Genomic DNA, 25,254 nt, shown 5'->3' with positions numbered 1-25,254 from the left:
TGTAAAGTGTAAATGGTGAAAAACAGAACTATCGAAATGGCTGTTAGCCTGGTAGGATCAGGTGATCCTTATTTGAGTGCCGAGGAGCACTTCATACCATCTGGGGTCCAGACGGAACACGATATGTTTGTAATCAGTAACATGATGGCACAAACGTAGGGTTGTTTTTCAAACCCTACAATATTCTCATCCTTTTTTTACAAATTGTTAATATTGAATGTAAATACATTCGATATTTAAGAATCTGATAATCCAGCTCTTTCTAACAAGGCATCAACAGTTGGCTCCTGACCTCGAAATCGCTTATATAATTCCATTGGGTGCTCTGATCCTCCTTTAGACAAAATATTGTCTTTGAAAGATTGGGCGGTTTCTTTATCGAAAATGCCTTTTTCTTTGAATAGCGAAAAAGCGTCTGCGTCCAGTACCTCAGCCCATTTGTAACTGTAGTAGCCTGCTGCATAACCACCTTGGAAAATATGGCTAAACTGTGTGCTCATACAAGTTCCTTCAATTTTTGGAAACAACTCAGTGGCCGACATCGCTTTTTGCTCAAACACTGCTACATCTTTAATATCTGTTTCTTCTGGCTTTAATGAATGCCAAGCCATATCCATCAATCCAAAACTAAGCTGTCTCACAGTTTGATACCCTTCGTGAAAATTAGAAGTAGCCTTGATCTTCTCAATGTACTCTTCTGGAATTTTCTCTCCTGTTTGATAGTGAACCGCGAATAAATCTAGACACTCTTTTTCTTGCACCCAGTTTTCCAAAATTTGAGAGGGTAACTCTACAAAGTCCCAAAAAACATTCGTACCTGAAAGAGAATCGTATTTACCATCAGCGAGCATACCATGTAGTGCATGGCCAAACTCATGGAATAATGTTTCCACTTCATTGTAAGTCAAAAGAGAAGGCTTAGTATCTGTAGGAGGTGTGAAGTTGCAAACGATAGATACTATCGGTCTTGTTTCTGCATCACCATCTCTCCATTGCCCTCTGTACGAAGTCATCCATGCACCTCCTCTCTTACTTTCTCTAGGGAAGAAATCTGTGTAAAATACAGATACATGATTTCCTGCCTCATCTTTGACATCATAAGCTGTCACGTCGCTATGATATACAGGAATGTTATCGTTCTTTTCAAATGTTAATCCATATAACTTATTCGCTACTTCAAACATCCCATTGACTGACTTTTCTAATTCAAAGTAAGGTCTAAGCAACTCATCATTGAGACTAAATTTCTTGTCCTTTAACTTTTGAGAATAGTAAGCCCAATCCCATCTCTGTAGGTCTTCTATTCCATCCATTTCTTTGGCTAACTCCTTTACTTCCTCGACCTCTTTCTCAGCGAAAGGATATGCTTGATCTAAAAGGTCCGTTAGAAACGAGACTACGGTATCGGCTGACTCTGCCATTCTTTCTTCCAATACATACTGTGAATGACTGTCATAGCCAAGCAGACTAGCCTTGTCCGTACGAAGCTTGACAATTTTCTTAACTAACTCTTGATTATCTAAGTCACCACCATCATAAGCTTTAGACATGTAGGCCTTAAATAGTTTTTCTCTGAGTTCTCTTCTCTCAGCATATTCCATAAACGGAATAAAACTTGGAGCCTGTAGGTTTATTAACCATTTACCTTCATACCCTTTATTCTTTGCGGCTAGAGCTGCTGCTTCCAACGCAGTTTCTGGAAGACCTGCTAGGTCTTTTTCATCTTCAAGAACAAGCTCGTAGGCATTAGTAGCGGCCAGCACGTTTTCTCCGAATTTCAATGAAGCTAGACTTAGCTCTTTGGATAGCTCTACATACTTCTTTTTATCATCATCACTGAGATTGGCACCACTTCTGACAAATGACTTGTATGTCTTTTCTAACAAAGTTTTATCCTCCGGATCGACAAGACTATCAAGCTCGTTTTCATATACTGCTTTTACTCTATCAAAAAGCTGAGCATTTTGCATGACCTGACTCCCGTGCTCCGTTAACATTGGTGAAATTTCGTTCGCCAGTGCTTGCATCTTATCATTGGTATCGCAGCTATTGAGATTGAAAAATATTGAAGAAGCATATCCTAATAACTCCCCTTCTTTCTCCAGTGCTACAATGGTGTTTTCGAAAGTAGGAGCTTCTGAAGACTGAATCAACTCATCTATACTTTCTAGTGATGCTTTGATGAGCTCTTCGATGGCAGGCTTGTAATGTTCTAGTTCTATACTATCAAACTGCGGTACTCCGAATGGTGTCTCAAATGCACTTAAAAGGGGATTTTTATTACTCATGTTCTTTTCAAAATTATATGGAATCCATAGGGTAACTAGACAAAATTGTACGTTTGGACAGCTCAGCAATAGATTTTGATAGGTCTCTCAAACGAACTTTATATAAGAAGCACAAATCTATCTGATTCTGCCCAATGTCCTACGCTAACTCCTGTCTGTTGGATACTCAATGGTTTATTTCATCAAAGGATTCAACCATCTCTTTTAAGTTATTCTTTTTTACTTATCTGACACACTTTGTTGAACAGACTCCACACTTTACTGAATAGACCCGACATATACTCGAACTTTTCAAGATCTTCCCGATTGGCTCCTGCAAGCTGCAGGAAACTTTCCCGTGTTTCTCTTATTTTGCCTTACTTAAGAAATCAATATTTCTTTTTAAGCCTGAATACTTTGTGCGTTTGATTGCTGAACCTTTGAATATTTCTCGGAAGAGCTCTTCAGTCATTTCGTTCCAGTCTTTCTTATCCATTTCGGCAAATTTGGAATTTGGTTCGAAAAGAGGCTCTTGATGAGGTTTGGAGAACCGATTCCAAGGACAAACGTCTTGGCAGATGTCGCAACCAAACATCCAATTCTCCATCTTCTCTGAAAACTCGTTAGGTATTTGGTCTTTTAGTTCGATTGTTAGGTAGGAGATACATTTACTTCCATCTACCACGTATGGTTTTGGGATGGCATCCGTTGGACATGAATCCATACACCTAGAGCAGGTCCCACAATAATCTTTTATTGGTCCATCATACTCTAGTTCGAGGTCAAGGATGATTTCTGCGAGAAAGAAAAAAGAACCCATAGATCGATTAATAAGTAAAGAATTTTTTCCTACCCATCCAAGTCCTGATTTCGCAGCCCATGCTCGTTCGTGTACAGGTGCAGAGTCTACAAAAACTCTAGCGTTTACTTCTCCTATTTGATCGGTAACGGACTGAAGTACGGTCTTGAGTTTTGGTTTGATGATGTAGTGGTAGTCTTTGCCATATGCGTATTTCGCTACTTTATACTCTCCTTCTTTGGCTAGATCTTCTTCTGGGTAGTAGTTATAGATGAGTGAGATTACTGACTTTGCTCCGTCTACCAATTTGCGCGGGTCAAGTCGTTTGTCGAAGTGGTTTGCCATATAAGCCATTTCTCCATGCATACCCTGATTCAGCCATTCTTCTAGTTTAGGAGCTTCTTCTTTGAGAAAATCTGCTTTGGAAATACCACAGAACTGGAACCCTTCTTTGATAGAGGCTTGTCTAATGTTCCGGGTTAGCTGTTCCTTATTCATTTCAATCAAATAGAGTTCCCGTCTGAGCTGGCGGGACTATTTTTAGATGTTTGTAGGCTAATTCTGTGCATTCCCGTCCTCTACTTGTTCTTTTAATATAACCTTCTTTGATTAGGAATGGCTCGTATACCTCTTCTATCGTATCAGACTCTTCTCCACACGCAGTGGCAATAGTTGAAAGTCCAACAGGACCACCTTTGAATTTAGTAATTATGGTATTTAGAATACGATTATCCATTTCATCGAGGCCATTGGCATCTACGTCTAAAGCATTTAGGGCCATTTGAGTGATATCCAATGTGATAGTCCCGTCTCCCTTGATTTGAGCGAAGTCTCTAGTTCTCCTGAGTAGATTATTTGCGATACGAGGTGTTCCACGGCTTCGTCTGGCTAGCTCCAGCGCTGCATTGGGCTGTATAGGAGTATTCATGATATTTGATGATCTAGTGACTATCTTGGATAGTAGTTCTGAATCATAATATTCTAATCTTGCATTGATCCCAAATCTAGCTCTAAGTGGTGAAGTCAATAATCCTGATCGAGTTGTAGCGCCGATTAAGGTGAAAGGGTTCAAACCAATTTGTACAGAGCGAGCACTAGGTCCTGAATCTAGCATGATGTCGATTTTGTAATCTTCCATGGCAGAGTACAGGTATTCTTCTACTACTGGGTTTAGTCTGTGAATTTCATCGATGAATAGAACATCATTGGGTTCTAGATTGGTTAATAGTCCAGCAAGATCCCCCGGTTTGTCCAGTACAGGTCCTGAGGTAACCTTTATACCTGCAGCGAGCTCATTGGCTATTATGTGGGAGAGTGTAGTTTTTCCCAAACCAGGAGGGCCATGTAAAAGCACATGATCAAGAGGCTCGTTTCTTTGATTAGCTGCTAAAACGAAAACTTTGATGTTTTCAAGTACTTTGTTTTGCCCTGTAAAGTCGTCAAACGACAAAGGTCGAAGAGCTTTTTCAAATTCAACTTCCTCTGGTTGCATGTCCTCTCCATCGGGATTTAAGTAATCCTCTCTCATATTAACGCTTTGTTTTTGGATATTTTATTGCTCACAGTGATAGCGAAACATTTGCAAATGTAATCAAGCAATCGGCACTTTTAATTGCATAGTCTTTGTCTATTAGTCTTAATACTCAGAGTCTCATCAATATCGAAAAAAGGAATTGAGATAAGCCATTATCTTTGCGGACTCAAAATCTGTATTATGCAAAAAAGACGAATTCTGATCATACTCCTAGCCGTAGGAGTACTCGTCATCTGGAAACAAATTCATCAGCCTAAGGAGGAGCCTCTTCAACATTTAACAGGCACTACTATGGGACCTATTCCTTATTCTATTAAGTATGTTGATAATAGAGATTTACAATCAAGTATTGATTCGTTACTTAATGCTTTTAATGAATCGCTATCGACTTATATTTCATATTCCGAGTTGTCGATGTTCAATAAAACCAATAAGATTCAGTTTAGAAGCCCGTTCATATATCCTGTAATGGAAATGAGTAAGGAGGCATTTGAAATGTCTAATGGAGCATTTGATCCAACGGTAGGTCCGTTAGTTAATGCTTGGGGATTTGGTAAGGACAAATCTGCTCGAATAGACAGTTTGAAAATAGATTCACTATTACAATTTGTTGGGTATGATAAAGTGACCTTTGATCAAAGTGAAGCAACTAAGCCAGATGGTTTCTTTTTAGACTTTTCGGCTTCCGCCAAAGGCTATGCTATAGACCTAGTAGCTGATATGCTAAGACAAAAGCAGATTCACGATTTTATGATTGAAATAGGCGGAGAGGTGATTTGTTCAGGAAAAAATAAGAAAAACAAAACTTGGAAAATAGGTATAAATGAGCCGAGTTTGACAGCAAATAAAAGTGCTTTGTTTGCAACTACATTTTTACAAGATAAGGCAATGGCTACCTCTGGTAACTATAGAAACTATCATATGTCAGGGGACAAGATAGTAGCTCATACTATTAACCCCAAGACTGGATATTCTGAAGTCAGAAACTTATTGAGCGCTACAGTATTTGCTGAAAACTGTACCATGGCTGATGCATATGCCACAGCATGCATGGTCTTGGGAGTTCAAGAATCTATAAAAATGCTGGAACGAATAGATGGGGTAGATGGTTTTTTGATATACACTGATGACAATGGTAAATTTCAGTGGTACACTTCACCTGCTATGATTAATCAAATAGAAGTATTAGACTAACAAGTTTTGAAAGAGAGAGAAAAAGATTGGTTCGACGAGTGGTTTGATACACATTACTATCACATCTTATATAAGCATCGTAATTACGAAGAAGCTGCGATGTTTATTGATAATTTAGTTGCTAAATATGATATTCCCCAAGGTGCAAATGTATTGGATCTAGCGTGTGGAAAAGGTCGTCATTCTATTTACCTCAATAAAAAAGGCCTTGATGTTACAGGTGTTGACTTATCCTTTAATAACATTCAACATGCCAATCAGTTTGCAAATGACTCTTTGAGATTTGCTATACATGATATGCGTGATGTATATAGTCCGGATCGGTTTGACTACATTTTTAATCTCTTTACAAGCTTCGGTTATTTTGATACTAAAGAAGAGAACCTTGATGTGATAGAGGCTACAGTAGCGTCTTTGAAAAGCAATGGTCTATTTATACTTGATTTTCTTAATCCATATGTAGTAGTCAATAAGCTGGTGAAATGTGAGCAGAAAATAATCGACGGTGTCGAGTTCGAAATCGAAAGAGAGTATACCGAGGATGACTACATCAAAAAGTCGATAAAGATAAATGACGGCGGTAAAGAATACGCGTTTTATGAGAAGGTAAAGGCGATCCGTCGAGAGGATTTTATTACATATTTCGAAAAACAAAATTTAGAAGTGCTAGATCAGTATGGAGATTATTATTTGACACCCTATGACAGTGCAGTATCTGATCGCTTAATTTTTGTTATTCGTAAACCATGATAAAGAGTGCCATAATATTATTTCTTTCTTCCATTTTGGGAGGAGTGATGGCAATGAAGTCATTTGATAAGATTACTTCTAATGTTAAGCACTTATTGGTCTTTGCTGGATCGTTTTTGTTTTCTATTACGGTGATTCACATATTTCCAGAATTATTCGAGGCGAAGGTTCCAAGCTTGTACTTGAGCTTATTTATTTTAGGTGGATTCTTCTTCCAGTTGTTTTTGGAATATTTCTCTGATGGCGTAGAACATGGCCATATGCATGCTCATGGTCATGGAGAAGGCCATACAAGTATGAGAAGTTTCTCATTGATGTTAGCACTTTGTGTTCATAGCTTTTTGGAAGGTACTTTATTGGCTCATCCAGAAGCAGTACATAATCATGATCATTCTGAAGGAACTTTATTGACAGGCATCGTTTTGCACAAAATTCCAGCGGCAATTGCTTTGTTGTCGGTTTTAGCGTGTGCACATAAGAATGTCAAAACGCAACTACTGATGTTGTTGATATTTTCGTTGTCTTCACCGATTGGAATTTTCGCAGGGCATTTTCTTGAAGAAACAGGAGTGTTGAATACTACTCAGATGACTTACCTATTTGCATTTGTAGCGGGTAATTTTCTTCATATTTCGACTACGATTTTTATTGAGTCTAGCCCCGAACATAAATGGAATAGTAAAAAAATGGCTATCGCTATTTTTGGTGCTGGATTAGCAGTGGCTGCTGAGTTGCTAATTTGATCGTAGGGTAGCTAATTATTTGAGTTTTACGATGAAGTTAAGACCGGCAAATAATATACCCTTTAATTATTGTTGACATTCTATTTGTGTATAGAAATTACGTATTTACTTCTCCTATTCTACTTTCAATAGAATTGATTTTGGACTTGATCAAGCCTGATTTTTTCTTGTTGTAGTCCATATTCATTACGCAGTAAACTCGTTCTGATATTGGGTCGAGGATTTCGTATGCTTTTTCTACTACTGCCAAGACTTCTGGAACCGTGTCGGCTTCTATTATGGTACCCATAGGGGTAAGTTGGTAGGTGACACCACTCTCTTTGATGTACGATATCACCTTGCTGACGTATTCTCCAATATGCGCACCCTTGTCAACTGGAAAGATTGCGAAGTTCATGATTGCTCCCATAGTTTACTCGTCGTATGCCCAGTCAATACCTGCCTTAGTATCCTTCAATACCACACCTTGCTCTTTGAGCTGATTTCTGATTTCATCTACCTTGTCGTAGTTTTTTTCAGATTTTGCAACAGCATATTCTTTGATGACTATTTCTAACAGTCCTTCCACGTCTACATTAGACTCCTCTTTTAGTCCAAGTACTTCGATCACTATTTCCTCGTAAGTTGTTTTCATTCGAGCAAAGACATCTTCACTTATAGATGCTAAAGGTAACTGTTGTGTGTACACCGAATTAATTTTCTTCAAGAGATTGAACAAGTGACCAATAGTCAATGCAGTATTGAAATCATCGTTCATAGCCCGATAAATGTTGTCACACAGAGAATTAATTTGACCAATAGCTTTTTCGTTTAATTCTCCAGCTTCAATATTTGAAGAGTCTATCTTTCTCAATGTTTTCAGCCCATTCATCATTTTTCTATACCCCTTTTGAGCCGCGTTCAGAGCGTCATTAGAGAAGTCTAGTGTACTTGCATAATGCGATTGCAGCATGAAGAATCTAACTGTCATTGGACTGTAGGCTCTATCAAGTAACTCATGATCACCATTGAACAGTTCGTGTGGTAAGAAAGAGTTGTTCAAAGACTTACTCATTTTCTGACCATTTACTGTTAGCATGTTAGTATGTAGCCAATACTTTGCAGGTTCACATCCGTGTGCCCCAACTGCCTGAGCTACTTCACATTCATGGTGAGGAAATTTCAAATCCATTCCTCCACCGTGTATGTCAAATTGTTTTCCTAAATATTTTGTTCCCATGACGGTACACTCCAAATGCCAACCTGGGAAACCTTCTCCCCATGGAGAATTCCATCTCATGATATGATCTGTACCTTCAGCTGATTTCCATAATGCAAAATCAACTGAATTTCTCTTTTCATCCTGACCGTCTAGATCTCTCGTATTGGAAAGTAACTCTTCAATTTTGCGTCCAGACAGTTTACCATAGTCGTTCTTTTCATTGTAGGTCTTAACATCAAAGTAGACCGATCCACTGACCTCATATGCTAGTCCGTTGTTTAGTAGTTCTTGGATGAACTCTATCTGCTCTACGATATGCCCTGTTGCACTGGGTTCGATGCTTGGGGGTAGAGCATTGAACTGTTCCATGACTTGATGGAAATCTTGTGTATATCGCTGAACAATTTCCATCGGTTCAATGTTTTCAAGTTTGGCTTTCTTACCTATTTTATCTTCGCCAGCATCGTCATCATTAGTTAAATGTCCCACATCTGTAATGTTTCGGACGTAGCGTACGGTATAGCCAAGGTGCATTAAGTATCTATAGATAACATCAAAACTGATGAATGTACGTGCATTTCCCAGGTGAACATTGCTATACACAGTTGGTCCACAGACATACATCCCGACGAAAGGGGCGTGTAAGGGTTCAAAAAGTTCTTTTTTACCAGTAAGGGAATTGTTGATTCTAAGATCCTTGAGCATCGATTCGAAGTTGTTCCTGAAAATCAGGTATTGAAATTCAATGGCCAGCGATATGGATAAGTCGCTAATTTACTCTCTCCCGTTGACCACATTAGAGTGATAAATTCGTTTAATTCGCAAAGCTTAAGCACCTTTATATTAAATCAAAGCATTACTGCTTTAATTTGAATAGACTAAAATCAGTATACATTCAAGCTGACTACATTGAAGAGATTTCTTGTCATATGTACCGTTCTTTTTGTCTCAGATTTCGCTATTGCGCAATCTGATGGAAATTATGACTATACCAAGGAGTTTGTATGGGGAGTTAATAAAAATACTCGTGGGGGGCTTATAGGAGGCTTTATTTTCAAATGGTCAAAGTCTAGAGGTGAAAAGCAGTTTAGTACGTTTGGTTTTGAAATGGTTAACCTCAAGAATCCTGATGAGGTTAAATTGTCTACTGGTTTCGGTCAGTTTATACCACTTAAAACAAACTATTTATATCCAGTAAGATTTCAATTTGGCAGAGGGCATATTCTCTTTAAGAAAACTCCTTCTAAAGGGGTACAGATTAATGTTGATTACGCCGGAGGACCAAGCATTGGAGTTGTCGCACCATATTATGTTACTAATGATCAGGGTGAGAGTTATCATTTTCGGCCAGGAGATGATTATAGAGAAGTAATAAGTACAGGATATCCCTTTGAAGGCCTTTTTGAATCGGAGCTCACAGCAGGTTTTAATTTAAAAGCTTCTTTAAGCTTCGAAATGGGAGCTTTTAAAAGCAATGTCACAGGTTTTGAGGTTGGGACTTTGTTTGATTACTATTTCAGAGAAGTGGAGTTAATGGTTGATAGCGACAAAAACACCAAATTCTACCCTACACTTTTCATTACTTTTTTCTACGGTAAGCGTAAGTAAGGTCTGTGTACTTCCTAGTTATGATTTTAGAGGTCTTGTGTGTTTCTTTGCAAGAAATATAAAAAGCGGCAACACATTTCAATTGGCGTGAATTAGTCGACCGCCATCAAATCAAATCGATTGAACATGATAGAGTTACCAGTAGTAGAAGGAGAAAAAGCTGTAAAGAAAAAGAAGCCAGATTGGTTGAGAGTAAAGCTTCCTGTGGGTCAGGCTTATGCCAATGTACGAAAGGTCGTAGATGAGCATAAGCTACATACTATCTGTGAAAGTGGTAATTGCCCAAATATGGGAGAGTGTTGGGGAGCTGGTACAGCTACTTTCATGATACTTGGGAATGTCTGTACTAGAAGTTGTACCTTTTGTGCTGTAGCTACGGGTAGACCTCCCGAATATGATGAAGAGGAACCAAAGCGTGTAGCAAACGCAATTAAGACTATGGGAGTTAAGCACGCAGTGCTGACCTCTGTGAATAGAGACGAACTAAAAGATCGTGGAGCAGAGATTTGGTATCAAACTGTAATTGAGACAAAGAAAATATCTCCTGAGACTACTATCGAGACGCTAATCCCAGATGTAAAAGGAAAATGGGATGCTCTGTATCGAATGATAGACGGTGGTCAGGAAGTGGTTTCACATAATATGGAAACTGTAGAGGGTCTTTATCGAAGAGTTCGTCCGCAAGCTAAATATCAAAGGAGCTTGGATCAAATTAAATTGACTAACGAATACGGCAAACGTACTAAATCAGGAATTATGCTTGGTTTAGGCGAAACTGCCGATGAAGTACATAAAGCTATGGATGATTTGGTAGAACATGGCTTGCATATTTTGACTCTAGGGCAATATCTACAGCCTACTAAAATGCATATTGAAGTAGCTGAATTCATCCATCCAGATCAATTTGAAAAATATAAGGAAGAAGGGTTAGCAAGAGGTCTAAGATATGTGGAGTCTTCGCCATTAGTAAGATCTTCTTACCATGCTGAGCGTCATGCTAACGTACCAATCGATTAATGACTTAGTATTTTAATATTCTCATTAATTATTCTAGAAACCTCTATTAACTCACCCTGTTCGAATAAATCATCCAGTTCGGTCAGGGTGATTTCTTTTGACGCAGGTTTATAATTAATATAATCTTGGAAAAGATGCCCGTCTATACGGCGTTTGTTTATGGCTTCTCTAAACCTTATACCTCCGCCATTAGTAGCATATGCGTAGGCCATGAAATCTAGTTCGTTGGTCTTGGCATTAAACCAATATAAAAATTCATCTTCGTAGTCCTCTCCTCCACCATCTTGTTTGAAGGTGATTTTCACTTTGTTATAACCTATGCCATTGAGGATATTTTGTTCGACAAATTCTTTTATGACTGCTTGATCATTTAGTCCATAGGGTAATTGAAAGAAATAAAGAACCGAATTGATAGAACTTGAGTAGCGTTTTGCCCATAGACTGGAGACATTGACTAAACTATCATCTATGTACCGAACAAATTGATCATGGTTGATTAAAGAGTCTGAGACTACTCCAGTACTATCAGAAAAGCTCCTTGTGTAGACTGTGCCATTATTTTGCATTGATCTGGAATACTGCTTACCGCGAAACTCAAATTCACAAGACTGATTTGATAAGTCATTTAATCCATGAGCGTATATTGCATCATCTACAATTTGCTGTGGATCATTATATTCACAAGCTGCAAGTACAGTTATCAGGAGAAGTAAGAAGCTATTACGTATCACTTTTTTATTAATTGATTAAGGTCGTAACGACTTACAATTTAAAAAGGTTCATAAAAAAAGAGGCGCCTCCCCAGACACCTCTTTCAAAAAATAAACCTAATTAACCTACTCGTAAATATCTTATCGCTTTTTGACTCTTATTGGTACTAAAGCGGGTTGGTTGTTTTTACAAGAACTAGTGAACTCGATGGCGAATTTTAGCTCTTCTAAAAGACGTTTGGTAATTGTTTTTCTTGTTTTCATGAGACAATGATAGAGTGAATTTTTGTACTTTCCTGAGGCGGAATAGTGCTTTTAGACGACTGGAAAGTATTCTTCGATAAGTGACTAAAATCGAGGGTTGAGTGGATTTCAATAAAAACGGCGAGTAGTTGACTTAGATGAAAAGCCCTCTATTCGCCGTATATCGTACGTTTTTCTAATAATTTATTGTTTCATAATCTCCTCTACATTGTTATTGATCTTAATAGATAATTCGTCAGTAGGAAGATCATTGATATCCGTTCCGAATGGATCTTCTATTTCTTCTGCAAGTAATTCGATACTAAGAAGGATATAGAGTAGAAGTACTGCTATTGCAATCGTCCAATATCCAAACTGAGTTACAAATGCGAAAGGAAGTGTAATGATATAAGTAAAGATGAATTTCTTCATAAACATCACGTATGAAAAAGGGAGAGGAGTATTTTTGATACGTTCGCACATACCAAGAAGATCAGTTAGAGAGGATACCTCACTGTCTAATATTCTATACTGATGTCCATCTATTGTTCCATCTTTTTTTATTTTATTGACATTGATAATTAGTTCTCTTGCTATGGCATTAGGAATATGCTCCATGTCACTGATTGAAAGCTTATTCTTAAGATATTGTACATGCCTTTCAGGTACGCCATTTCTTAGATGTTCTTTTAAGGCTTTTGGGTAATCAGATATACAGATCTGCATTGGTTCATATAATGGGTGGTCTTTTGGTACCATTGCATTCAATTTCATAGAGAGATTTCGACAGTTATTGACCAGAGCACCCCATACTTTTCGGCCTTCCCACCATCTATCGTAGGAGGTATTGGTTCTGAATACCAAAAAGAATCCTAAAACTATACCTAGTATACTGTGAACAGCTGTATTACTTTGATAGTTGATGTTAAACTTTTCAAAACCATACGTAATAAGTGAAGTAAAAACTGCCACCATTATTAGACCTGGCATTAGTCTGCTGACGATGTCTTTGCTGTAAGTATGGATCAGAAATATGATCCAGTGGCGCGGATTGTAGTTGAGCATTTAACAAAGCTATGTAGAATGATTTGGAATGAAGGAAGTTTAGATAATGGCTATTGGAATGATTTTGATCATTTTTGTGGCCATGGGTGGAAATAAACCATTAATATCAATCATAATGGCGACAAAAGATACAGCTCCGTATCTAAGCGCATGTTTAGACTCTATTCTCAATCAGACTTATCAAAATTGGGAGTTGTTAGCTGTAAATGATCATTCTTCTGATGATACACCACAAATTTTAGCTGAATATGCTAAAATAGATTCTAGAATAAAATACTACGATAGTACTGCTCCTAAATTAATTCCAACTCTTCAATTTGCTTATGCTAGATGTACAGGAGAGCTTATCAATAGAATGGACTCAGATGATAAGATGCCGGAATATAAACTTCAAGTGATGTATGAAGAATGGGTGAAATATGGGAAGGGTCATGTCATAGCTGGTGGTACGGAACATTTCGTAGACCAAGGTGAAGTAGGAGGAGGTTTCCGACGATATGAACAATGGCTTAATCAAGTAGCCCGCGAAGGTAGACATCTTGAGGAAATCTATACAGAGTGTGTGATACCTTCTCATTCATGGCTTTTGCACAAAGAGGATATGGATGCGGTAGGAGCTTTTGATTCGGATATTTATCCAGAGGATTACGATTTGTGTTTTAGATTTTATAAGCAAAAGTTGAAGATCATTGGTATTGATTACGTTTTGCATTACTGGCGTGATAGAGGTGATCGTATTTCCAGAACTTGGGATGTTTATAAAGACAATCGTTATTTCTCGCTCAAGCTCAATAACTTTTTTACGCTTGATAGAGATCAAAAAAGACCATTAGTTTTATGGGGAGCAGGCAGGAATGGTAAAGACATTGCAAAACTACTTTCAGAAAGGAATCAGAAGTTTATCTGGGTATGTGATAGTGATTCTAAAATTGGTAAGGATATTTATGGAGTTAGAATGAAGCACTACAGCACAATCTTAGAACTGGATAATCCTCAAATCATGATAGTAGTTTCTTCACCTGATGGAAAAATTGAAATTAAAGCACAGCTAGATTCTATGAGTAAAAAGGTGATTGAAGATTACTGGTTTTTTGCTTAATTATTCTATTACCCAGTTAACCTTATCCTCAATAGGCTTCCTTTTTCCTTTTGGGAGATTTTTGACTTTTGGAACCCCCACATATAAAAATCCCAATAGTTTATCTTCAGAGCCTAATCCAAAGTGAGCATTGACATCTTTATAAAAAGTAACTCCTCCTGTGCTCCAATATGCTCCAATTCCATTAGCCTGAGCTGTTAATAACATATTCTGAACAGCACATGAAACTGCTGCAACTTCTTCCCATTCTGGAATTACATTATTCCTCTTCATACATATGGCAATAATATGAGAAGCAGCAAGAGGTTTAGTTCTTAATTTTTTTTCTTTATTAGCTTCTGACTGATCGCCTTCTTTCTCTAGGTACTTATCAGCTTGGTAATTGGCAAAAGATTTAATACCTCCTTCAGTAAATACCACAAATCTCCATGGTTCTGTGTATTTATGAGTAGGTGCCCAGTTCGCATTTTCAAGCATTTGCTCAATTATTTGGTCATCTACTTTTTCACCTGTATAGTTAGCAGGAAAGACTGATCTTCTTGATTTGATCAGTTCGTCTAGTTGTTTTGGGTCGATTGCCATGAATTTATATTGATGCCGTTAGATCTTCGACTATTCGATCTGGGATGTTTATTTGATCCAGTCTCTCTGTAAATACTGATCTTATTGAATCGAATTCTAGCTTATTTTCATTGTAAATTGGCTTTGCAGGGGGAAGTTTAACTTTTAAAGCATCAACTTGAACACCATTTTGCCAAAATCTATAACATAAATGTGGACCAGTAGCTAAACCTGTTGATCCTACATATCCAATTGTCTGACCTCTCTTAACCTTTATACCTTTTTTGATTCCACTGGCTATTTTGGACATGTGTAGATATTGTGTCGCCAAATTGCCATTATGCTTGATTTTGACGTAGTTTCCATTGTTTGACTTATATCTAGCATGTGTAACTATTCCGTCAGAAGCTGCATAAATAGGAGTTCCTCTAGGAGCTGCGTAATCAGTGCCTAAATGAGATTTCCATCTTTTTAACACAGGATGATATCTCCGACCTGAGTACCTTGAGCTTATTCTTGAAAATTTCAAAGGTGCCTTTAAGAATGTTTTTCTTAAACTTTCTCCTTCTTCGTCAAAGTAATCTCCACCATCTCCTTGATCAAAGTTGAAAGCGTAGATAGAGTCTCCCATATGATTGAAGTATGCAGCTTTTACTAGTCCGATCCCAACCATAGTAGTGTCAACATACTTTTCTTCGTAGATGATTTTATATGTGTCTCCTTTTTTTACACTAAAGAAGTCAACTTCCCATCCAAAAATTTCGGCAACTTCATTTACTAGTTCAACGTGTCCTCCATTTTCCATCATGTCAACATAAAGAGACATATTTATGTCACCAGCTAGTTCTTTTTCCTTTATCTCAATTTCCTTCTGATCTTTATATATTTCAATAGAGTCTTTTATATCAAATACTACAAAATTGACTGGGTCAGGTCTATAGATGAAATGTGTTGCATATTTTAGAGAGTCCTTTTCTTCGTATAAAATTGAGTACTTCTTACGACTGCCAAATTTGCGCACATCGTATACGTTTTTTGACTTAACCGAAAGGTTATATAATGTTTCATCCGTAACATTATACTCATTAAGAATATTAGCAAGGTTTTGATTGCGTTTGATTACCCCTTCATATACCTCAAGAGAATCTACAATAATGCCATGATAGTATTTGGGGACATATTGTGGAACGGTATCCTGAATAACTAGTTCAGGCGTCACTTTATCATTAGGAACATTGGAAGAGTGAATAAAATACCATGCCGCAAAGATAACGGTGGCTGCTCCAAATGAATAGAGCCTTTTTCTTCCCTTATTTGCCATAACTCAATTTTACTTAGACGAAGAAAATATTTTCTTCGCCTCATCTAAAAACGCAACAAAGTTAGCAATATTTAAGTCATAAGCCTTTGGAGGAAGAAGTAGATCACCATTAGTATCTAAAACAACATAATAAGGTTGTGCATTATTATTGAATCTTGTAATCTGTAGATCTGCGTTCTGTTGCCCAATTGTTTTTTTGATTTTGCTGTCATAGGTAGAAGTATACCACTTGGACTTAGGCAATTCAGTACGGTCATCAACATATAGCGCAACCATTACAAAGTCATTCGTTAATCTAGACAATACTCTTTCATCTGACCAGACACGAGCTTCCATTTCTCGGCAGTTTACACAACCATGCCCCGTGAAATCTATAAATAAAGGTTTACCTTGATCTTTCGCACATGCTAGAGCTTGTTCATAATCAAAATAGCCTTGTAATCCATGTGGTAAATGTAGCTCTTCACCATGGTCAGGTGTTTCACAAATATAACTTTCTGTATTTTCAACTGATTTTGCTGATAGAATAAAGTCCTGAGATGTCAAAGGAGGTAAATAGCCAGATAAGGCTTTAAGTGGAGCACCAAACATACCTGGAATTAGGTATATGACAAATGAAAAAACCGTAATGGCTAAAACTAATCCCCCGACTGAAGTTTTCTCTTTAGGAGAATCATGTGGCATTCGAATCTTACCAAGAAGATAGAACCCTAGAATACTAAAAACAGCAATCCAGATAGCTAAATACACTTCTCTGTCTAGGATATGCCAGTGGTAAGCTTGATCTGCAATACTTAAGAATTTAAATGCGAATGCTAGTTCTAATAACCCTAAAACGACCTTTATCTCATTGAGCCATCCACCAGACTTTGGCATTCCATTCATAAGGCTTGGGAATAACGCAAAAACGGTAAAAGGAAGAGCGAAAGCTAGAGAAAAAGCAAACATTCCTAATACAGGTTTCAATACTTGCCCACCTGCAGATTCAACTAAGATAGTTCCTACAAGAGGACCCGTACAGGAAAATGAAACCAACACCAAAGTAAAAGCCATAAAGAATACACCAATCAAGCCACCTTTGTCGGATTGACGATCAATATTATTGACAAATTTGCTTGGCAACGTAATCTCAAAGAGCCCTAAGAAAGAAAGTGCAAAAAATAGGAATACTGTAAAAAATATTATGTTCGGAATCCAGTTGGTGGCTAATTCATTAGCTGTTGTTGGCCCCATGAATGGAGCCAATACTGCACCTATTAAAGTGTATATTAATATGATGAAGAAGCCGTACATTACACCTTTCCATTTACCTCCGTTTTTAGTGAAAAAAGTCACGGTCATAGGTATCATTGGAAAAACACAAGGTGTGAAAATCGCTGCGAGCCCTGCCAAGAAAGCTGCAATCATAAATGTCAAAAGTGTATATGGGTCAGTACTACTTTTCTTTGTCAAGATGCCTTTTTCTTCATCGCTTGTATTCTCACCGGATTCTTGTTCTGATTTAATAGAGAAAGTAGACTCTTCAGGTTTTTTTTCTGCTTTTTCAATAGACTTTCCTTGGAGTAAAGCAGTAAAGTTAAATTCTTCTTCAAAAGGAATACAACGACCGTCTACATCCGTACATACTTGATAAAAGTTGCCTCCTTTTACCTCTGGATTTTCAGTAAGAACTTTGATTTTCTGAATGAATTTGCCTTTGTGTCGAAAGTATGTATACTCTCCTTCCCAAAGAGAATCGTACTTTTTCTTTGGGTTTTGAGGCTGTATACTCCCTAATAACTCATAGCTATCATTAGCTTCAAAGGTAAATTCTGTAACAAGTGGCCCTAAGTTCGGGTCGAAATCAGACGAATATAAATACCACCCTTCTTCTATTACCGCATCGAAGACTAATTCAACTTCCTCACCAACTGTTGGGTTAACTTTAGAAACGGAAAAAGTCCAATCTGCAGGGTGAAGTACTTGCCCCCAGCAAATTGGACTCAAAAATATTATTAAAGCAATCGCGATTAGCTTCTTCATCATTTATAAATTTAGCAATGACATACTAATCGCAAATTATGTCAAAAAGTTCCGTCTTGAAACTTAAAGATTGAAAGCTTCTTTAACTTTTTCTACGTAGTCAAGTTTTTCCCAAGTAAAAGTTTCAACTTCTTGAGTTACATCACCAGTTGGGCTATGGAACGTTACTGTCTTATTTTCGGGTGTACGTCCCATATGACCATAGGCAGCAGTCTCAGAATAGATAGGGTTCATCAATTTCAACCTCTTGATTAATGCCGCAGGTTTCATATCAAAAACTTTAGTTACTAATTCAGCTATTTGACCATCAGTTAAGTCAACCTTTGCTGATCCAAAAGTATTTATGAAGATACCCATAGGCTCTGCTACTCCAATAGCATAAGAAACCTGAACTAAGATTTCATCAGCAATACCTGCTGCTACCAAATTTTTAGCGATGTGTCGAGTTGCATAGGCAGCAGATCTATCTACTTTAGAAGGATCTTTGCCTGAGAATGCTCCACCACCATGAGCGCCTTTACCACCATATGTATCTACGATTATTTTTCTACCCGTCAATCCAGTATCACCGTGAGGTCCACCGATCACAAACTTACCAGTAGGGTTGATGTGGTATTTGATATCATCATTGAATAATGCTTGGAGTTCAGGCTTCAATTGTGCTACCACTCTTGGTATCAAGATGGTCTTAATATCCTCTTGAATCTTAGTCAACATTTCGGTTTCTTCTGCGAAATCATCATGTTGTGTAGAAATTACAATAGCATCAATTCTTGTAGGTTTATTATCGTCACTATACTCTATTGTAACTTGTGATTTAGCATCAGGTCTAAGATATGTTATGTCTTGATTTTCTCTTCTAAGTTTAGCTAGTTCAATTAATAGCATATGAGAAAGATCTAGAGCTAATGGCATATAGTTCTCTGTTTCTGCTGTTGCATAACCGAACATCATACCTTGGTCTCCTGCACCTTGCTCCTCTTCTTTAGCTCTTTCTACACCTTGATTGATATCAGGGGATTGTTCATGAATGGCAGATATCACACCACAGCTATCACCGTCAAACTGATATTCTCCTTTGGTATAACCAATTTTGTTAATAACATCTCTTGCTACAGATTGAACATCTATATAAGATTTAGTTTTCACTTCACCACTAAGTACGGTTAATCCAGTAGTAACAAGTGTTTCACAAGCGACTTTAGATTGGTTATCAAAAGCCAAAAAATGGTCAAGCAATGAATCAGATATCTGATCGGCTACTTTGTCTGGATGTCCTTCAGATACAGACTCAGATGTAAATAAATATGGCATAATATTATTCTAATTGAGCCCAGAATTATTGGGCATATTTTTATTAAACTCTATTTTGATGTGTAATAGCGGGCAAAGATAAGTTTTGCTCAATCATTTAAAAATCAAATATTAAGCGTGTATTGAAAAAATGGTAGGTATCTTATTTAAATCAATTTTAGTTTTTTCCCAGTTGGAAATGTCTTTTGTAAGAATTAGCTCATTAACTCCCGTAATCCCCCTAGCCACTGAAAGCATGGTTCCATTTGAGCAGGTCTTAATTACGTCTTGAAAAAGTTTTTGGTTTCTGTATGGAGTATCCATAAAAATTTGAGTTTGATTCAATTTCTGCGCGTCTCGTTCCATTGATCGTATCTTTTCGATTCGATCTTTCTTGTCTATTGGTAAATATCCATGAAACGTAAATGATTGACCATTGAAACCTGAGGCCATTAGTGCCATCAATATAGATGATGGCCCAGTTATCGGTATTACTTGAATTCCTTTTTGATGTGCACTAGCTACAGCAATTGAGCCTGGATCAGCAACTCCTGGACAGCCTGATTCGGATATGATTCCTACGTTTCTGCCTCTTACTACTGGAGAAAGAAGCTTTTCTACTGTGCTAGTATCAGTGTTTTTATCTAAAAGTTCAAATTGTAATTCTTCAATAGGAACACCTAGTTTAAGCTTACTTATGTAGCGTCTGGCTGTTCTGATGTTTTCTACTAAGAAATAATCCAAAGATTTAATCACATTACGGACCTGTTCAGTGATTACGTTTGTCTCGGTATTTTCAGCTATTACGGTTGGGATGAGGAATAATTTACCCTTATTCATTAATGAATGTCATTACTTTATTATAAAACTCAGATGGTTTTTCGGCATGAAGCCAATGCCCGACCCCATTAATAGTATCTAGTTTAGAATTTGGGAAAACCTCTTCAATTTCGTTCCAGTCATCATCTAGAATATAATTTGAAGCCCCACCCCTAATAAACAATGTCTCTGTTTCAATAGGTAATCTATAGTTTAATTCTTTTCCAATTTCTGAAATTTGATTGCTTAATACACTAAGGTTCATTTTCCATGAGAACCCCTCGGAAGAGCGAGATAAATTTTTGAGTAAAAAAGTTCTTACACCATCTTCTAAGATGTATTGCTTCAGTATTTGATCAGCATCTTCTCGACTTTTTATTTCGTCTATAGGGATGGCATTTAGCCCGGCTAAAATTTGTTGATGGTGTATAGGATAAAACTTTGGTGCAATATCAGCGACAATAATTTTACTGACCTTTTCATCATGATACGCCCCATATTGCATGACTGTTTTTCCACCCATTGAGTGACCAAGTAAAATTGGGTTTTCAAAATTGTAATGTTCTATTAAAGTATTTAGATCATCTACCATTTCATCATATCCCCATTGAGCACTGTGAAAGGATTTCCCATGGTTCCTTTGATCAACCAAGATCACTTGATATTCTTCCGCGAACTTTTTTCCAAGTGTGAGCCAATTATCTAACGATCCTAAAAATCCGTGTAAAACAATAAGAGGTCGTCCGTTTCCAAAAACCTTGTGGTTAAGTAGTTCCATTATATAAGTTGTCTAAGATACATTTGGATTGTGTTCTCTAATCCTGAGTAAAGTGCATCACATACAAGTGCATGTCCAATCGATACTTCGTCGATGAATGGTATCTGTTCCTTTAGATACTTAAGGTTGTTTAAGTCTAAGTCATGTCCTGCATTGATACCTAAGCCTAAACCTTTTGCAAGTAGACTTGCTGTTAAATAATCTTTGATTGCAGATTTCTTGTTACTTGGATATAATTCAGCATATGGTTCTGTATATAGTTCTATTCTGTCAGTTTTAATTTCGGCAGCTCCCTCAATCATTTTTGTATCTGGTTCTACAAAAATTGAGACTCTTGTACCAGTTGCTTTTAATCTTAAAATTATTTCAGATAACAGCTCTTTATTTTTAATAGTATCCCATCCAGCATTCGAAGTTATAGCTTCAGGAGGGTCAGGAACTAATGTAGCTTGCTGAGGCTTGATCTCTTCAATCATTTTTATATATCTCTCATCTGGATAACCTTCTATGTTGAATTCAGTGGTACAAATTTCATTGATATCATAGACATCTTGAGTGGTTATATGTCTCTCATCTGGTCTTGGATGCACAGTAATACCTTGGGCACCGAATCTTTCACAATCTTTAACTACTTGAATAAGGTTTGGATTGTTACCTCCACGTGCATTTCTTATCGTGGCTATTTTATTTACGTTTACACTCAGTTTTGTCATACTATTTGATAAGCTATCGTATATTCGATCCCAAATTGAGCCCTAGATGAGCCTGTAGCTGATCGGGCGTAAAATTAAACATTTACTAGGATTCTAATCTGTACGAAAGATGAGCCTTAAAGACCAAATAAATGCCGACATAAAAAAAGCAATGTTGGCAAAAGAGAAAGAAAGACTAACAGCACTTAGAGCTATTAAATCGATGATCATGTTAGCTGAAACAGAAAAAGGCGCTGCCGAAGAAATTTCTACGGATTCGGAAATGAAGCTTTTAATGAAGGCTGCTAAGCAAAGAAAAGATTCAATAGCTCTTTATAGAGAACAGGGAAGAGATGATTTAGCTGATATCGAGCAAAGTGAGTTTGAAATTATTAGTGAGTATCTGCCAAAGCAATTGTCTGAAGCAGAGTTGAAAGCAGAATTGCAAAAAGTAATAGCCGAAATAGGGGCTTCAGGACCTCAAGATATGGGAAAGGTAATGGGAGCCGCAACTAAAGCATTGGCTGGAAAGGCAGATGGAAAGGCTATCTCTGCAATGGTCAAGACATTACTTTCCTAGTTGAATACTATAGATATTATCATATTGGTGTTCCTTCTGATTGGAGCATATTCGGGATATAAAAAAGGCTTGTTAATGGAAATCATTTCCTTAACAGCTTTTTTCATAGCGATGTTACTAGGAATTAAATTGCTAGATTATGTGATTCAACTTTTAGACAAATACATTGATGGATATGAACACGCTTTACCTGTTATTTCTTTCGCCATAATTTTCATTGGTGTTGTTTTATCATTGAATTTGATTGGGAAAGGTCTTAAAACTATTTTAGATATGACTCTATTAGGCAGTCTTGATGATATAGCAGGAAGCATTCTAGGAATCTTAAAATGGGCACTATTTATTAGTATCTTTTTTTGGGTTTTTAACAATTTTGGTGGTTCACTAAAAGAAGAAACTACAGAAACTAGTATTCTTTATCAACCAATTAAAGCTTTTGCTCCAGGATTATTTGGTTTCTTTTCCAATATGTTCCCTCACTTTATGGAGTATTTTGAGCAGACACAAGAATCAATTAATCAAATTCCTATTGGGGTTTGATCGTTAGAATAAATAACTTTTGACATTATGCCAGAGATTAAGAATGCAACAATACAAGTAAAAAAAGAAGGTGAGTATAGCTACATCGAAGAAGGTGAAGGTAAAACTATGCTTTTACTTCATGGGCTATTTGGTGCACTTAGCAACTGGGAATCAGTTATCAATAAATTTTCCGGGAAGTATAAAGTTGTAATTCCTATGCTTCCAATTTACGAGTTACCTGTCAAACAAGCTGGTTTACCTAAACTAATTGAATTTTTAGAAGGGTTTCTTGAATTTAAAGGCTACGATAAATTTGACATCATGGGTAATTCTCTTGGTGGGCATATGGCATTGATGTTCGTGTTGAAATACCCTGAAAAAGTTGACAGAATGATTTTGACAGGTAGTTCTGGGTTATTCGAAAACTCTATGGGGGCATCATTTCCAAAAAGAGGCAGTTATGATTTCATAAAGGAAAAGGTAGAGTATACGTTTTATGATCCTAAAACAGCGACAAAGGAATATATTGATGAAATATTCGAGACATTGAAAAGTATTCCTTGTTGTTTACGTATTGTAGGTATAGCCAAGTCTGCTCAGCGAAATAATTTGGCAGATGAATTGCATAAAATTAAAAACAAGACGTTATTGATATGGGGGTTAAATGACACTATTACACCTCCACATGTAGCGCATGAGTTTAATCGTTTAATTGAGAACTCAACTTTAAGATTCATTGATAAGTGCTGTCATGCTCCGATGATGGAGCAGCCGGATCGCTACAATGAGATATTAGAGGAATTTTTGGAAGAAACAGTAACAGCATGAGAGCAAAAGATTTGATCAACTATAGTATCCCTCCCCTAAAGCTCAAAGATAATGTAGATAGGGCGCAACAGTGGATGGGGGAATTTCATATTCATGAATTACCAGTTGTTGATCAAGGAAAGTTCTTAGGTCTTTTCAATGAAAATCTTTTGTTTGATGAATTCTCTGGTGCAGAGACCATTGAAGACATACAAATAGTAGGTTCACAAGTATTTGTGGATCAAAATGAGCACTATTATGATGTAATTAAAAGAGCCTACGATTCTAATTCCAATCTAGTAGCAGTTGTTAACGAAAATGAAGAATACATTGGAGCTATAACAATTCAGGATGTAGTTGAGGCCTTTTCAAAAATGTCTTCTATTCAAAGTCCTGGAGTAATTATCATTATATCCATGAATATTCAAGATTATTCAATGACTGAATTGAGTAGAATCGTTGAAACAGAAGATGGTAAGGTTCTAAGCAGTTTTATAGAAGATTTTGAAGGGCAATCTGGTACAATTCGAGTCACACTTAAAATTGATCCGCATAGTAGTAATGCAGTAATATCATCTTTTGGCAGACATGGTTACAATATTGTTTCTACCTTTGGGCTTGAAAATGAGGATGATTATCAAAAAGAGAGACTTGATACTCTCTTAAAATATCTGGAAATTTAATTTCTGAATAAACCACCAAGCTTAAATGAGAATTGCCCTTCACGGAAGAGATGTTAACTCTGAATCTATTGTTTATGTACAGCAAGTAATAGATACTATTAAAGGTAATGGTTCTGAGGTTTATTTCACTGAGCAGTTAGCACATAGGCTGAAAAAATATAGTGCCAATTTCCCAATAGAAAACATTATTGAGAATAAAGATGTTCTAGTTCAGGTAGACTATTTCTTTAGTCTAGGTGGTGATGGAACTTTGCTAGAGACGGTTACTAAAATTGGACATCTAGAGATACCAATTCTAGGAGTTAATTTGGGTACACTAGGTTTTTTGGCTACCACAGCCAAGCATGAAATTGATATAGCATTAGAGAAATTTTTTAGGAAAGAGTTTTCTTTTGATAGTAGAATTTTGCTTCATTTAGATAGTAATCAGGATGTATTTGATGGTTTAAATTTTGCCCTTAATGAAGTAGCAATTCTTAAACGAGATACTTCCTCCATGATAATAGTGCATTGCTATGTAAATGGAGAGTATATGAATACTTATTGGGCTGATGGCTTGATGGTTTCAACACCAACAGGTTCTACTGGCTATTCTTTAAGTGCGGGAGGCCCACTGGTTTTACCCCATTCTGACAACTTTATTATCACTCCAGTTAGTCCTCATAATCTGAATGTTAGACCACTTATTGTTTCAGGCTCAAGTATTATTAGTTTTGAGATTGAAGGAAAAGGAAGAACGTTTTTGACATCTTTAGATTATCGGTCTTATACGGTAGATAATAGTATAAAGCTATCTGTTAGAAAAGAGAACTTTTGTGTAAAACTTGTTAACTTAAAGGGCTATAATTTTTTCGATACATTAAGAAACAAGCTAAATTGGGGGCTAGATATTCGAAATTAGGAATAATGACTCCAAATAAATTATATTGCGAATGTATAAAACTCG

Annotated in this window: 25 protein-coding genes; 11 read left to right on the top strand and 14 right to left on the bottom strand. The window is 36.9% G+C overall.

Features of this window, described 5'->3' with window-relative positions; genetic code table 11:
• Positions 1 to 236 precede the first annotated feature (236 nt).
• From DKG80_RS19135 to ruvB, 3 genes are all read right to left on the bottom strand, one after another.
• Positions 237 to 2,288 (bottom strand): M3 family metallopeptidase, encoded by a 2,052-nt coding sequence (locus DKG80_RS19135; RefSeq protein WP_109832987.1) that lies wholly within the window; start codon positions 2,286 to 2,288, stop codon positions 237 to 239.
• Positions 2,289 to 2,634: 346 nt separating this feature from the next.
• Positions 2,635 to 3,564: a tRNA epoxyqueuosine(34) reductase QueG gene (queG, locus tag DKG80_RS19130; RefSeq protein ID WP_109832986.1), complete on the bottom strand. Its 930-nt coding sequence runs from the start codon at positions 3,562 to 3,564 to the stop codon at positions 2,635 to 2,637.
• Position 3,565: 1 nt separating this feature from the next.
• Entirely contained in the window at positions 3,566 to 4,594 is a 1,029-nt protein-coding gene (gene ruvB / locus DKG80_RS19125) for a Holliday junction branch migration DNA helicase RuvB (protein ID WP_109832985.1), read from the bottom strand.
• 186 nt (positions 4,595 to 4,780) lie between these two features.
• Between ruvB and DKG80_RS19120 the strand changes: the two genes are divergently transcribed.
• The 3 genes from DKG80_RS19120 to DKG80_RS19110 are packed head-to-tail and all read left to right on the top strand — an operon-like array spanning position 4,781 to position 7,287.
• Positions 4,781 to 5,794 (top strand): FAD:protein FMN transferase, encoded by a 1,014-nt coding sequence (locus tag DKG80_RS19120; protein ID WP_109832984.1) that lies wholly within the window; start codon positions 4,781 to 4,783, stop codon positions 5,792 to 5,794.
• A gap of 6 nt (positions 5,795 to 5,800) precedes the next feature.
• Positions 5,801 to 6,544 carry an SAM-dependent methyltransferase gene (locus DKG80_RS19115; protein ID WP_109832983.1) on the top strand — a complete coding sequence of 248 codons (744 nt, stop codon included), beginning with the start codon at positions 5,801 to 5,803 and terminating at the stop codon, positions 6,542 to 6,544.
• Positions 6,541 to 7,287: a ZIP family metal transporter gene (locus tag DKG80_RS19110; RefSeq protein ID WP_109832982.1), complete on the top strand. Its 747-nt coding sequence runs from the start codon at positions 6,541 to 6,543 to the stop codon at positions 7,285 to 7,287. Before DKG80_RS19115 ends, DKG80_RS19110 begins: the two co-directional genes overlap by 4 nt.
• Positions 7,288 to 7,384: 97 nt before the next feature.
• Here DKG80_RS19110 and DKG80_RS19105 read toward each other — a convergent pair whose 3' ends face one another.
• Both DKG80_RS19105 and cysS read right to left on the bottom strand, forming a co-directional pair.
• Positions 7,385 to 7,684, bottom strand: coding sequence for an MTH1187 family thiamine-binding protein (locus tag DKG80_RS19105; RefSeq protein WP_221409161.1), 300 nt, complete (start codon positions 7,682 to 7,684; stop codon positions 7,385 to 7,387).
• A 15-nt stretch (positions 7,685 to 7,699) separates the two neighbouring features.
• Positions 7,700 to 9,193, bottom strand: coding sequence for a cysteine--tRNA ligase (cysS, locus tag DKG80_RS19100; RefSeq protein WP_109832980.1), 1,494 nt, complete (start codon positions 9,191 to 9,193; stop codon positions 7,700 to 7,702).
• 204 nt (positions 9,194 to 9,397) lie between these two features.
• Between cysS and DKG80_RS19095 the strand changes: the two genes are divergently transcribed.
• Both DKG80_RS19095 and lipA read left to right on the top strand, forming a co-directional pair.
• Complete coding sequence (locus DKG80_RS19095) at positions 9,398 to 10,096, top strand: hypothetical protein (protein ID WP_109832979.1); 699 nt, start codon at positions 9,398 to 9,400, stop codon at positions 10,094 to 10,096.
• A gap of 126 nt (positions 10,097 to 10,222) precedes the next feature.
• Positions 10,223 to 11,113, top strand: a complete 891-nt coding sequence (lipA, locus tag DKG80_RS19090) for a lipoyl synthase (protein WP_109832978.1) — start codon at positions 10,223 to 10,225, stop codon at positions 11,111 to 11,113.
• Here lipA and DKG80_RS19085 read toward each other — a convergent pair.
• Both DKG80_RS19085 and DKG80_RS19080 read right to left on the bottom strand, forming a co-directional pair.
• Positions 11,110 to 11,844: a DUF6503 family protein gene (locus DKG80_RS19085; RefSeq protein ID WP_109832977.1), complete on the bottom strand. Its 735-nt coding sequence runs from the start codon at positions 11,842 to 11,844 to the stop codon at positions 11,110 to 11,112. The genes lipA and DKG80_RS19085 overlap by 4 nt on opposite strands.
• 426 nt (positions 11,845 to 12,270) lie before the next feature.
• Entirely contained in the window at positions 12,271 to 13,131 is an 861-nt protein-coding gene (locus tag DKG80_RS19080; protein ID WP_109832976.1) for a bestrophin family protein, read from the bottom strand.
• Between the two features lie 115 nt (positions 13,132 to 13,246).
• Here DKG80_RS19080 and DKG80_RS19075 point away from each other — a divergent pair, with 115 nt between their 5' ends.
• On the top strand, positions 13,247 to 14,230 hold the full coding sequence (locus DKG80_RS19075) for a glycosyltransferase family 2 protein (protein ID WP_245907042.1): 984 nt from the start codon (positions 13,247 to 13,249) through the stop codon (positions 14,228 to 14,230).
• On the opposite strand, the gene DKG80_RS19070 is transcribed toward DKG80_RS19075, so the two are convergent.
• The 7 genes from DKG80_RS19070 to DKG80_RS19040 form a co-directional block, all read right to left on the bottom strand.
• Positions 14,231 to 14,812 carry a nitroreductase family protein gene (locus DKG80_RS19070; RefSeq protein ID WP_109832975.1) on the bottom strand — a complete coding sequence of 194 codons (582 nt, stop codon included), beginning with the start codon at positions 14,810 to 14,812 and terminating at the stop codon, positions 14,231 to 14,233. It lies immediately after the preceding gene.
• 4 nt (positions 14,813 to 14,816) lie between these two features.
• Positions 14,817 to 16,112 carry a peptidoglycan DD-metalloendopeptidase family protein gene (locus DKG80_RS19065; RefSeq protein ID WP_109832974.1) on the bottom strand — a complete coding sequence of 432 codons (1,296 nt, stop codon included), beginning with the start codon at positions 16,110 to 16,112 and terminating at the stop codon, positions 14,817 to 14,819.
• 9 nt (positions 16,113 to 16,121) lie between these two features.
• Entirely contained in the window at positions 16,122 to 18,134 is a 2,013-nt protein-coding gene (locus DKG80_RS19060) for a protein-disulfide reductase DsbD family protein (RefSeq protein ID WP_109833026.1), read from the bottom strand.
• A gap of 63 nt (positions 18,135 to 18,197) precedes the next feature.
• A complete protein-coding gene (metK, locus tag DKG80_RS19055) occupies positions 18,198 to 19,448 on the bottom strand; it encodes a methionine adenosyltransferase (protein WP_109832973.1) in 1,251 nt (416 codons plus the stop codon).
• 111 nt (positions 19,449 to 19,559) lie between these two features.
• The gene (locus tag DKG80_RS19050; RefSeq protein WP_109832972.1) at positions 19,560 to 20,267 is read right to left on the bottom strand and encodes an SAM-dependent methyltransferase; all 708 of its coding nucleotides are present in this window, start codon (positions 20,265 to 20,267) and stop codon (positions 19,560 to 19,562) included.
• Entirely contained in the window at positions 20,260 to 21,024 is a 765-nt protein-coding gene (locus DKG80_RS19045; protein WP_109832971.1) for an alpha/beta fold hydrolase, read from the bottom strand. Before DKG80_RS19045 ends, DKG80_RS19050 begins: the two co-directional genes overlap by 8 nt.
• Positions 21,024 to 21,737 (bottom strand): pyridoxine 5'-phosphate synthase, encoded by a 714-nt coding sequence (locus DKG80_RS19040; RefSeq protein ID WP_109832970.1) that lies wholly within the window; start codon positions 21,735 to 21,737, stop codon positions 21,024 to 21,026. Before DKG80_RS19040 ends, DKG80_RS19045 begins: the two co-directional genes overlap by 1 nt.
• A 109-nt stretch (positions 21,738 to 21,846) precedes the next feature.
• On the opposite strand from DKG80_RS19040, the gene DKG80_RS19035 reads away from it, so the two are divergent.
• Genes DKG80_RS19035 through DKG80_RS19015 form a run of 5 tightly spaced genes read left to right on the top strand, consistent with a single transcriptional unit; the run spans position 21,847 to position 25,209 of the window.
• Positions 21,847 to 22,296 carry a GatB/YqeY domain-containing protein gene (locus tag DKG80_RS19035; protein ID WP_109832969.1) on the top strand — a complete coding sequence of 150 codons (450 nt, stop codon included), beginning with the start codon at positions 21,847 to 21,849 and terminating at the stop codon, positions 22,294 to 22,296.
• A complete protein-coding gene (locus tag DKG80_RS19030; RefSeq protein ID WP_109832968.1) occupies positions 22,297 to 22,836 on the top strand; it encodes a CvpA family protein in 540 nt (179 codons plus the stop codon).
• A 27-nt stretch (positions 22,837 to 22,863) separates the two neighbouring features.
• Positions 22,864 to 23,646 (top strand): alpha/beta fold hydrolase, encoded by a 783-nt coding sequence (locus DKG80_RS19025; protein ID WP_109832967.1) that lies wholly within the window; start codon positions 22,864 to 22,866, stop codon positions 23,644 to 23,646.
• Complete coding sequence (locus DKG80_RS19020; protein ID WP_109832966.1) at positions 23,643 to 24,308, top strand: CBS domain-containing protein; 666 nt, start codon at positions 23,643 to 23,645, stop codon at positions 24,306 to 24,308. Before DKG80_RS19025 ends, DKG80_RS19020 begins: the two co-directional genes overlap by 4 nt.
• Positions 24,309 to 24,333: 25 nt before the next feature.
• Complete coding sequence (locus DKG80_RS19015; RefSeq protein ID WP_109832965.1) at positions 24,334 to 25,209, top strand: NAD kinase; 876 nt, start codon at positions 24,334 to 24,336, stop codon at positions 25,207 to 25,209.
• Positions 25,210 to 25,254: the final 45 nt, after the last annotated feature.

The organism is Reichenbachiella versicolor (assembly GCF_003171675.1).
GTDB lineage: Bacteria > Bacteroidota > Bacteroidia > Cytophagales > Cyclobacteriaceae > Reichenbachiella > Reichenbachiella versicolor.
The sequence above is the reverse complement of the archived record's forward strand: the minus strand, read 5'-3'. Positions and strand labels throughout refer to the sequence as shown.